Source organism: Kitasatospora sp. NPDC058162, from assembly GCF_042884005.1.
Taxonomy (GTDB): domain Bacteria; phylum Actinomycetota; class Actinomycetes; order Streptomycetales; family Streptomycetaceae; genus Kitasatospora.
Genome location: NZ_JBHVUS010000002.1, coordinates 88,623 through 100,219, shown reverse-complemented (window position 1 = coordinate 100,219; position 11,597 = coordinate 88,623). Strand labels below are relative to the sequence as shown.

At 71.4% G+C, this 11,597-nt stretch carries 2 protein-coding genes; both read left to right on the top strand.

All coding sequences use genetic code 11. From position 1 onward, the window contains the following. Nucleotides 1-133 precede the first annotated feature (133 nt). On the top strand, nucleotides 134-3,316 hold the full coding sequence (locus tag ACFVXG_RS03940; RefSeq protein WP_387924054.1) for a putative bifunctional diguanylate cyclase/phosphodiesterase: 3,183 nt from the start codon (nucleotides 134-136) through the stop codon (nucleotides 3,314-3,316). A gap of 190 nt (nucleotides 3,317-3,506) precedes the next feature. Continuing rightward, nucleotides 3,507-11,555, top strand: coding sequence for a ricin-type beta-trefoil lectin domain protein (locus ACFVXG_RS03935; RefSeq protein WP_387924052.1), 8,049 nt, complete (start codon nucleotides 3,507-3,509; stop codon nucleotides 11,553-11,555). The last annotated feature ends 42 nt before the right edge of the window (nucleotides 11,556-11,597 follow it).

Here is an 11,597-nt window from a genome sequence, read left to right as displayed (position 1 = left end):
GTCCGTCGCACAGCCCGCCGGACGCCGCTCCCCCGTGGGCCGACCGGCCCCCGAGGACCCGTCCGCAAGACCCGCCCTCGCCCGAACTCCCCCGCCCGAACGGCGGGGTGGTGTCGCGGAGGAGGTAGCCTCGTTGACTCGCCGGCGACAACGCCTGATGGTCTGTTACCTGCTCTGGATGGTGCTGTTCACCGGCATCTACTTCGCCGACCCCGGGCTGCGGATCGTCTGGTGGACGGGCATGGGCCTCGGCGGCGTCGCCGCCGTGGTGGTCGGCGTCCGGCTCAACCGGCCCCGCCACCCGCTGTTCTGGTACGTGCTGGCGCTGGCCAACCTCAGCTTCACCACGGGCGAGGCGATCCAGGCCCTGCAGCTCGACATCCTGCACCTGAACAACCCGTTCCCGTCCGTCGCCGACGGCTTCTACCTCGCCGAGTTCCTGCTGTACGCGGTCGGCCTGCTCGGCTTCATCCGCTGGCGCACCGCCCGCCAGGACCGCGCCGGGCTGTTGGACGCCCTGATCATCACCCTCGGCCTGGCCCTGCTGGTCTGGATCTACCTGATCCTCCCGTACGCCCGGAACCCGGACCTCAGCTGGATCCAGAAGGCCGTCTCGATCGCCTACCCGCTCGGCGACGTCGTCGTCCTCGCCCTGCTGCTACGGCTGTTGACCCCGCGCGGCGGCAACTCCCGCTCGCTGCAACTGCTCACCGTCGGCGCCCTCGGCCTGCTCACCTCCGACGTCCTCTACGGGCTGATCCAGCTGCACGGCACCTGGCGGATCGGCACCGGCGTCGAGCTCGGCTGGGCCGCCTTCTACACCGCCTGGGGCGCGGCCGCGCTGCACCCGTCGATGGTCGAGCTGACCAGACCCGTCCCCACCCAGCAGCCGGACCTCTCCGCCACCCGGCTCGCGCTGCTGACCCTGGCCTCGCTGATCGCGCCCGGCATCCTGATCATCGAGTCGCTGGCCGGCAACACCAGCAACGCGGGCGTGATCGGCGCCTTCTCCGCGCTGCTCTACCTGCTGGTGCTGGCCCGGCTGGCCGTCGTGGTGGTCGCCCGCCGCCAGGCGGTGGCCCGGGAACGGGCGCTGCGCGAGGCGGGCGCCCGGCTGACCGCGGCGGTCACGGTGGCGGAGGTCGCCGACGCCGTCCAGTCCGCCGCCTCCACCCTGATGCCCGCCGAGCGGGGGCACGTCGCGCTGCTCGCGGTCACCGAGTCGGGGGTGCTGCACGTCCGCCGGGCCGGCAACAGCAAGGCGGGCGGCCGCGACAACCGTGGCGAGGACGTCGGCCGCGACGGCGCCGGCCGGGCCCCGGAGCAGGCCCAGCACGAGGCCCTCGCCCGCCTCGCCGCCCACCGCGAGACCCGCCTGCTGCCCGTCGGCTCCGACGAGCTGCCCACCCACCTCGGCGACATGCCCGCCGCCCTGGTCTGCCCGCTCACGCTGGCCGAACGCCCCTCCGGCGACCCGCTGATCGGCGCGCTCGTGGTCACCGGCACCGAACAGGAGCTGACCAGCCTCTGGGGCTCGCTGGAGATCCTGGCCGCCCAGGCGGCCCTGGCCGTCGAACGCCAGGTGCTGAGCCAGGAGATCACCCGGCGCAACAGCGAGCTGTACTTCCGCACCCTGGTGCAGAACGCCAGCGACGTCATCCTGATCCTCGACGCCGACGACGGCATCCGCTACGCCTCCTCCTCCGCCGAGCGCGTGCTGGGCCGCCCCGACCTGGACGGCACCCTGCTGACCGACCTCGTCCCGCCCGAGGACAGCCGGGAGGTCGGCACGGCGCTGGCCCGGATGCGCGGCTCCGGCGAGCCGCCCCGCGGCGACCAGCCGCGCGAGCACTGGCGGCTGCTGCGCCAGGACCGCACCCCGATCGAGGCCGAGGTGCGCTACACCGACCTGCGCGACGACCCGACGGTCGGCGGCCTGGTGCTCACCCTGCGCGACGTGACCGAGCAGCGCCAGATGGAGCGCGAGCTGACCCACCGGGCCTTCCACGACTCGCTGACCGGCCTCGCCAACCGGGTGCTGTTCCAGGACCGGGTCGGCCACGCGCTCTCCCGCGGCGAACGCAGCGGGGCCGTCACCGGAGTGCTGTTCATCGACCTGGACGACTTCAAGGTGGTCAACGACACCCAGGGCCACGCGGTCGGCGACGAACTGCTGGTCGCCGTCTCGCTGCGGATCTCCACCGCGCTGCGCAGCTCGGACACCGCCGCCCGGCTCGGCGGCGACGAGTTCGCCGTCCTGGTCGAGGACGCGTCCTGCCCGACCGACGTGGACACCCTCGCGGCCGGCGTGCTCGCGGTCTTCGCCGAACCGTTCAAGCTCAGCGCGGGCGCCGTCCGGGTCAGCGCCAGCATCGGGGTGTCCACCACCGAGGACAGCGTGGACTCCGCCGAACTGCTCGCCCACGCCGACCTCGCGCTCTACTCCGCGAAGGCGGCCGGCCGCCGCCAGTGGTGCCACTACCAGCCCGCCCTGCAGGCCGGGATGGTGGAACGGCACGAGATGAACGAGAACCTGGACTCCGCCATCGCCGAATCCGCCTTCCAGCTGTACTACCAGCCGATCGTCGACCTGCGCACGGGCGACCTGGTGGCCTTCGAGGCCCTCGTCCGCTGGCCGCACGACCGGCGCGGCATGGTGCTGCCCGACGAGTTCATCTCCCTCGCCGAGGAGAGCGGCCAGATCGTCCCGCTCGGCGCCTGGGTCCTCGAACGCGCCGCCGAGGAGGCCGCCGCCTGGCACGCCGCCAGCTCCGCCGCCCGCACCGCCACCGGCCGCCCCCCGCTGCGCGTCAACGTCAACGTCTCCGCCCGCCAGTTCCGCGACGCCGGCTTCGTCGACGTGGTCCGCCACGCCATCGACACCTCCGGCATCGACCCGCGCACCCTCGTCCTGGAACTCACCGAATCCGTCCTCATGCGCCGCGACGACCGGCTGCGCGCCGACATGGCCACCCTCGGCGAACTCGGCATCGGCCTCGCGATCGACGACTTCGGCACCGGCTACTCCTCGCTGTCGTACCTGCGCGAGTTCCCGATCTCCCTGCTGAAGATCGACAAGTCCTTCATCGACGGACTCGGCCTCTCCGCCCAGCAGTACGCCCTGGTCGAGGGCATCACCCGGATCGCCGACACCCTCGGCGTCCAGGTCATCGCCGAAGGCATCGAACACCCCGACCAGCGCGACCTGCTCGCCGCCATGGGCTGCCCGCTCGGGCAGGGGTACCTGTTCGCGCACCCGATGGACGGCGCGCACGCCCGGGTGCTGGTGCGGCGGACGACGTTCGAGCCGGCGTAGGGCCCTGACGATATTTCCGGCATATCGGAACCTTGCCGACGAATCGTCATTCCGTGAACGTCCCGAACCGTTGATCCGTTACGGAATCTTCATCCCCGTTGGCCATCCGGGGCTCATCGCCAATGAGAGATTGTGAATCGGCTTTTACCAAAGCCATGCGAAACATTGGCGATCTCTTGAGAGAGTCTTGATGACACGACGGTCTCAGGCCTCGTCCGGTTCCACGGACGGGGCCTTCTCCACGCGCAGGACACGGCGGATAGCCGCGATCCTGACGCTCGGTCTGCTCGTACAGACCGGTGTCGCGGTGGACGCGATCACGGCGGCCCCCGCGGCCGCCGCGCCCACGCCGCCCGTACCCCCGGTCGCGCCCGCCACCGAGGCGCTCGACGAGGCGTCCGCCCTGCTCACGGCCCGGCTGCAGAAGCGGCGGATCGAAGTCACCGGCGCCCGCACCGAGTTCACCACCCTGTGGGCCAACCCCGACGGCACGCTCACCTCCGACCGGTCCACCGGGCCGATCCGGATGAAGGTCGGCGAGGCCTGGGTGCCCGTCGACACCACCCTGGTGCAGACGCCCGACGGCAAGGTCGCGCCGAAGGCCCACCCGGGCGGGGTGGTCTTCGAGGGCGGCGACGCCGGGGTGACGGTGGGCGACAGCCTGCCGGGCACCGGCCCGACGGGGGTTCCGACAGCCGCTCCGACGGGGGTTCCGACGGCGGTTCCGACGGCCGCACCCAGCGCGACGCCGACGGCCACGCCCACGGCGACGCCTTCGGCAAGCGGCTCCGCCTCCCCCGCCGCCTCGCCCTCCGCTTCCCCGCCGGCCGACCCGACCCGGGCCTCCCGCGCGGGCGTCCGCCCCGCCGCCGACCCGAAGCCGTCCGACCCCAAGCCCGCCGACCCGAAGCCGTCCGACCCCAAGCCCGCCGAGCGCGAGCTGGTCAAGATCGGCTCCGGTGAGCAGCAGGTCAAGTTCGGCTGGCTCGGCAAGCTGCCCAAGCCCCGGCTGGAGGGCAACAAGGCGACCTACGTCGACGCCCGCCCGGGCGTCGACCTGGTCCTGGAGGCCACCCGGACCGGCTTCGAGCAGTTCCTGATCGTCAAGGACCGTGCCGCCGTCGCCCAGACCGGCACCGTGACGATCCCGCTCGACACCACCGGCCTCACCGTCGCCCCGCAGCAGGACGGTTCGATCCAGCTGCTCGACAAGGCGAGCGGCAAGGCCGCCGTCCGGATCCCGGCCCCCGTGATGTGGGACGCCGTCGTGGACCCGGCCTCGCAGGAGCACCTGAACCGCGGCGCGGTGACGATGCAGCTGCGCGGCCAGGGTGCCGACACCGAGCTGGTGTTCACCCCGGACGCCGGCTTCCTGGCGGACCCGAAGACCCGGTTCCCGGTCACCGTCGACCCGGTGGTGGACGTCGGCACGACCTTCGACACCTACGTCCAGACCAACGAGAACATCGACGCCTCCGCGTCGACCGACCTCAAGCTGGGCAGCTACGACGGCAAGGTCGTGGCCCGGTCGTTCCTGACCGTCCCGGGCGGGTCGTTCAACGGCAAGCAGATCCTGGGCGCCACGCTCCACCTCGCCAACTACCACTCCTCGTCCTGCACCCCGAAGCAGTGGGAGGTGTGGAACGCGGGCGGCGCGGCCTGGTGGACCCGCTGGGGCAACCAGCCCGCCATGGAGCGCAAGTGGGCCACGTCGAACGACACCTACGACGTCGCCGGCGACGGTGACAACCACGACTGCTACGCCCCGGACGGCACCTTCTGGGCCAAGGCCGACGTCACCGAGATGATCCGGCACTTCGCCGGGTTCGGCTACAACGACTACGGCTTCGCCCTCAAGGCCGCCGACGAGTCCAGCAGCCTGTCCTGGAAGCGGTTCAGCTCCGCCGAGGGCTACTGGCCGCCGTTCATCTCGATCACGTACAACACCGTCCCGGCGACCCCGGCGACCGTGGAGGTCCTGCCCTCGCAGCAGGGCAACCCCCGCTACACCTCGGACCCGAACCCGCGCTTCCAGGTGCAGGCGGCCGACCCCGACGGTGACCCGCTGAAGGTCTATCTGGACCTGTGGCGCGGCGGCACCTTCGTCGGCAGCATCGTCCGGGACACCCCGAACGGCGCGATCGCGACCGTCCGCCCCTCCGACTACGGCATCGCCCGCCTCGACGAGGGCGTGCAGTACTCGATCTGGGCCATGCTCGACGACGGCAAGTCCCGCTCCGGCTGGGTGGGCACCAACGTCGTCGCCGACACGGTCAAGCCCGGTACGCCGTTCGTGAGTTCGGCCGACTACCCGGCGGACGGCCTCTGGCACGGCACCGCCAACCAGCCGGGTTCGTTCACCTTCTCGCCCGCCCCGGGCACCGACGACACCACCGCCTACGTCCACACCCTGGACGGCGGCGCCCCGGTGACCGTCCCCGCGACCGGCGCGCTGACCACGTCGATCACGCCGACCACCGAGGGCCGGCGCGTGCTCAGCGTGCAGTCCAAGGACCGTGCGGGCAACCTGTCCCCGCCCGCGACGTACGTGTTCCACGTCGGCCAGGCGGGCATCAGCTCGCCGGTCAACGGCACCCAGGCGGCGAAGCGCGTCAAGCTCTCCGTCGACGCCCAGACCCAGTTCAAGCGGGTCCTCTACCAGTACCGCCGCGGCCCGGGCGCCACCGAGTACACCGTCCCGCGCGCCAACCTCACCAAGGCCGACAACTCCCCGGTCACCGAGGACAAGCCGCGCCTCGCGGACCTCGGCCCGCACGCCAACTGGAACGCGCTCGACACCCTCGGCCAGGTCGGCGGCGTCGTCCAGGTCCGGGCCGTGCTGTTCCCCGAGGACGGCTCCGGCAACGGCTACACCACCGTCTGGAACACCATGACGGTCGACCGCAACGCCGACGGCGCGGCGAGCACCGGCATCGGCCCCGGCTCGGTCAACCTGCTCACCGGTGACTACTCGACGGATGTCACCGACGCCGACGAGTTCGGCATGTCGGTCAAGCGGACCGCCTCCTCGCGCGACCTCGGCCGCGGCTGGCAGCCCCAGGGCGAGCGCCTGACGCTCAACCAGCGCCAGATCGGCGCCGACACCACGGGCTTCACCCCCGGCCAGGCGACCGTCACCCGCTCCACGACGCGGGGCCACGACAGCTCGACCGACTCGCTGTCGGTCACCCCGGCCGCCTCCGGCTGGGACTCCTTCGCCGCGCTGGGCCCCGAGTACACCATGGGTCAGGGCATGAAGCCCGGCCGCACCTACCGGCTGACCGGCTGGATCCACGTCCCCGGCGCGACCGGACTGGACAGCCCGCTGCCCAACCGCGGCCTTCGCCTCGTCGGCGTGTACCGCACCCCGGCCGGCTACGGCGAGACGGCCTCCCCGAAGGCCTCCTTCACCGACGGCTGGCAGCAGTTGACGGTCGACATGGCCGTCCCGGCCGACGCGACCGAGGCCTGGTTCCGCCTCTACAACGGCAATGCCGGGGGCAGCGGCAAGGAGGTGTTCTTCGACGACCTGTCCCTGAAGGAGATCGTCGCCCCCTTCGGTCCCCAGTGGGCCGGCGGCCCCGACGCCGGGACCGGCGGTGACTACCGCGCGCTGTCCTTCCCGCAGTCCGACCTCGTCGAGATCAAGGGCAACGACGACACCTCGCTGACCTTCGCCAAGGGCAACGACGGAACGTTCTTCCCCGAGCCCGGCGCCGAGTCCATGACGCTGAAGGCCATCCCGGCCAAGTCCGGCGCGATCGTGCTGTCCACCTCGGGCCAGTGCCTGGAGGTCCCGGGCGGCGTGCCCGGCAACGGCTCCCGGCTGCAGCCGGCCGCCTGCAACGGCGCCGCCAACCAGCAATGGACCCGCGGCGACGACCTCACCCTGCGACTGCTGGGCTACTGCCTGGACAACCCGCTGGGCCAGGTCGACAACGGCACCCCGCTCGTCCTGTGGACCTGCAACGGCGGTGACAACCAGCGCTGGGAGGTCCGCCCCGACAACACCGTGATGAACCGCCACTCGGCGAAGTGCCTGGACGCCGACAAGGGCGCCTCAGTCTGGGTCTGCTGGGCGGGCCCCAACCAGATCTGGGACCTCCAGACCGCCGGCACCACCTACGAACTGACCGAGCTGGACGGCTCCAAGACCGTCTTCGCCCGCCAGGCCGGCTCGAACATCTACCAGGTGGTCAGCGAGACGGGGCCCGAGGCCGCGTCGACCACCCGCTACCAGTACGACACCACCGACGGCCGCTCACTGGTCAAGCGCGTCATCCCGGCCGTCGAGCCGGGCGTCGACGACGCCAACGGCTGCACGGTCGACCCGCTGCCGCGCGGCTGCGAGGTGATGGAGTACGACTACGCCAAGGCGACGACAGCGACGGCCTCGGCTCCGGGTGACCACCTGGACCGCGTCCGCGGTGTGAAGGTCTGGTCGTGGAACCCGGCCACCTCCAAGCAGGAGGCCGTCGAGGTCGCGCACTACGCGTACGACGACCGTGGCCGCCTGGTGCAGGCGTGGGATCCGCGGCTGGCCACGCCGTTGAAGATCTCCTACGGCTACGACGACACCGGCCGGGTCACCCGGATCGGCGCCGCCGGTGAGCAGCCGTGGAGCTTCGACTACGGCAAGGCCGCGACCGACCAGGACCCGGGCCGACTGCTCAAGGTGCGGCGCAACACCCTCGCGCCGGGCAGCAAGGACCAGGTCATCGGCGAGAACGCGACCAACGTCGTGTACGAGGTGCCGTTGACCCGTGCCGCGGGCGGACCGTACGACCTGGCGGGCGCCGACGTGGCCACGTGGGCGCAGACCGACGCGCCGACGGACGCCACCGCGGTGTTCGGCCCGGAGGACGTCCCCGCCGTCAACACCGCGTCGGCGGCCAAGCCGGGGCCGGACGGCTACAAGCCGGCCGCCGTCCACTACCTCAACGCCTCCGGCAACGAGGTCAACACCGCCGTCCCGTCCATCACCCCCGGTGGTGACATCAGCACCTCCGAGTACGACCGCTACGGCCACGTCGTGCGCTCCATCACGGCGACCAACCGTTCGATCGCACTCGGCACCCACCCGGACGCCGAGAAGTTCGCCGCCGAGCTGAACCTGCCGACGGACACCGCGTCGCGGGCCCGTCTGCTGGACTCGCGCACGGTCTACTCCGCCGACGGCATCGACGTCGTCGACACCCTGGGCCCGGCCTACCGCGCCTCGCTCGCCGAGCAGGTCGACGGCCAGACCACCCCGGTCGCCGTGACCTCCGAGGCCGAGAAACTGCCGCAGCTGGGTACCAACACCAAGGTGCAGGTCGACAGCGACTGCTGCGGCCTGACCTGGTCCGGGGGTGCCCACCTGGGCATCCGCGGCACGGCGGCTGGCTCGTTCGACAGCATGCGGGTCAGCGTCCCCGAGGAGGGCGACTACGTCCTCTCCGGCCAGCTCACCAAGAACAGCGACCACGGCGTCATCCAGTGGGCGATCGACGGCCAGAACGTCGGCCGGCCGATCGACACCTACAACGCCACCGCCGTGATCTCCCCGTTCACCGTCGGCCAGTCGGTGCGCCTGGCCCGCGGCGACCACGAGCTCAAGCTCACCCTGGTCGACACCAACGCGGCCAGCGGCGGCGAGCGCTTCCACACCGGCATCGACACCGTCGCCCTCACCAAGACGACCGTCAACCCGACCCTCCCGGCGGGCACTTCGGTCGTGGCGCGGGACCACAACACCAACACCTACGACGAAGGGAAGCCCGACGGCCAGGCCTACCACCTGGTCACCACCGCCACCGACGGCGCCCGCATCGACGGCTACGCCGAGGACGTGGAGCTACGCGTCACCAAGCACGGCTACGACGCGCCCATCGGGGGCACCCCCGGCTGGACGCTGAAGACGGCGACGTCGGTCACCACCGACGCCCTCGGCGCCAAGCTGACGGCCTACGTCAAATACGACCCGGCCGGGCGGGCTCTGGAATCCCGCAAGCCGGGCTCCAACGGCAGCGACGCCGGCACCGTCAAGTCGGTGTTCTACACCGCCGGGGCCAACCCGGACGACACCGCCTGCGCCAACCGCCCCGAGTGGGCGGGCCTGCCCTGTGCCACGCTGCCGGGCGGCACGATCACCGGGGCCGACGCGACCCGGATGCCGACCACCCTGCCGGTGAAGCGAGTGACCCGCTACTCGTCGTTCAACCAGCCGGAGGAGGTCACCGAGGCCAATGCGGGCAAGTCCCGCAAGACCGTCACCGGCTACGACGGCCTGGACCGGATCGTCTCCACCGAGATCACCTCGGACGACGGCAAGCCCCTGCCCAAGGTCACCGCCGAGTACGACCCGGCGACCGGCGACGCGGTGAAGACCACCGCCGACGGCAAATCCCTGACCCGGGTCATGGACACCCTCGGCCGCCTGATCTCCTACACCGACGCCGACGGTGCCACCACCACCACGGAGTTCGACCGCTACGGCAAGCCGGTGAAGGTGAGCGACCCGACCGGGTCCACCACCTACGGCTACGACCGTGCCAAGGAGCCGCGCGGGCTGGTCACCTCGGTGACCGACAGCGTCGCGGGCGAGTTCACCGCGACGTACGGACCCGACGGCCAGCTGGTCGAGCAGACCTACCCCGGCGGGATCGTCCGCAAGGACACCTTCAACGCGGTCGGCGAGGCCACCGGCCGCAGCTACACCCGCAGTTCCGACAACACGGTGGTCTGGGCCCAGACCACCGACATCTCCACCCAGGGCCAGGTGGCCAAGGACACCAGCTCCACCGCCACCCGCTCCTACCGGTACGACCGGCTCGGCCGGCTGGTGAAGGCCGAGCAGACCACGGCCGCCGCCGGCTGCGTGACCCGGCAGTACGCCTTCGACGCCCACTCCAACCGCCTGTCCAAGCAGACCTCCCCGCGCGGGGCGGCCGGCGAGTGCAGCACGGCCGGGGCCACGGCGGAGAACCACACCTACGACAGCGCCGACCGCCTCACGGACGCGGGCTTCGCCTACGACGCCTTCGGGCGCACGGTGAAGACCGCCACCGGCGCGACCAACACCTACTGGGCCAACGACCGCGTCGCCGCCCAGGAGAAGGGGGACACCAAGCAGGAGTGGGCCGTTGACGCCGCTCACCGCCTGACCGCGTTCACCACCGGCAAGAAGCAGGCCGACGGCAGCTGGGCCAACGCCACGTCGAAGCTGAACCACTACGGTGACGACTCCGACCACGTCCGGTGGACCGTCGAGGACACCACCCAGGGCACTCTGACCCGCAATGTGTCAGGCCCCGACACCGACCTGGTCGCCACCACCGGCAAGACCGGTGACGTCCAGCTGCAGTTGACCAACCTGTTCGGCTCGGTGGTCATCACCACGGACACCGCACTGACCAAGCCGGTGGTGCTGGACTTCGACGAGTTCGGCATCCCGCAGGACAGTCAGGCGAACGTCCGCTACGGCTGGCTCGGCGGCAAGCTCCGCTCCGCCGAGGCCCAGGATGGCGACATCCTGATGGGCGCCCGTCTCTACAGTCCGGCCCTCGGCCGCTTCCTCCAGGTCGACCCGGTCCCCGGTGGGAATGCCAGTCCGTACGACTACTGCACCGGCGACCCGGTCAACTGCACCGACCTCGACGGCAACTGGGGCATGCCCAAGTGGCTGAAGAAGACGGTCGAGGTGGTCGCCAAGGTCGCCGAGGTGGCCGCCTACATCCCCGGCCCCATCGGCGCCGTCGCGGCCACCGTCTCGGCGGTCTCCTACGCCGCCACGGGCAACTGGGAGAAGGCCGCCGAAATGGCGGTCACGGCAGTCGCCCAGACGGTCGGTGCCGGTCCCGTGGTCAAGGCGGCGGCCACCGTCGTGAAGACCGTGCGGGTCGCCTCCCGAGCTGCTCGGGCGGCACCGGAGGCCAGAGCCACGTTCCGGGCCGTCGCAAGTTCGCCGATCAAGAACTTCGCGTCCAAGCTGGTTCGGCAGGCCCCGCGCCGTCAGACCCCTTGGCATCCCACGACGTTCCAGAGCAAGGCCGAGGCGGTGGCACAGGCCAAGACCGACGCCAGGGCCGCCGGACGCGCCCGTTATCGTGATGAGTGCAGTAAGCGCGGGCACGTACACGTCGATCATTTCGACACGCACGGCCGAATCGGCGTAACCATGCACTACAAATACATCACGAAGAATCCTCCGAAGGTCTCGACCGTAAGGCGACACGGAAAGCAGAAGGTTCGGCGCTGACCGGTACTGATTGATCTGGCCCGTCCACCAGCTGCCGGTCCA

What these genes read in the sequence shown, in the direction of transcription:
- ACFVXG_RS03935 (WP_387924052.1), top strand. Translation starts at nt 3,507, where the DNA reads ATGACACGACGGTCTCAGGCCTCGTCCGGTTCCACGGACGGGGCCTTC.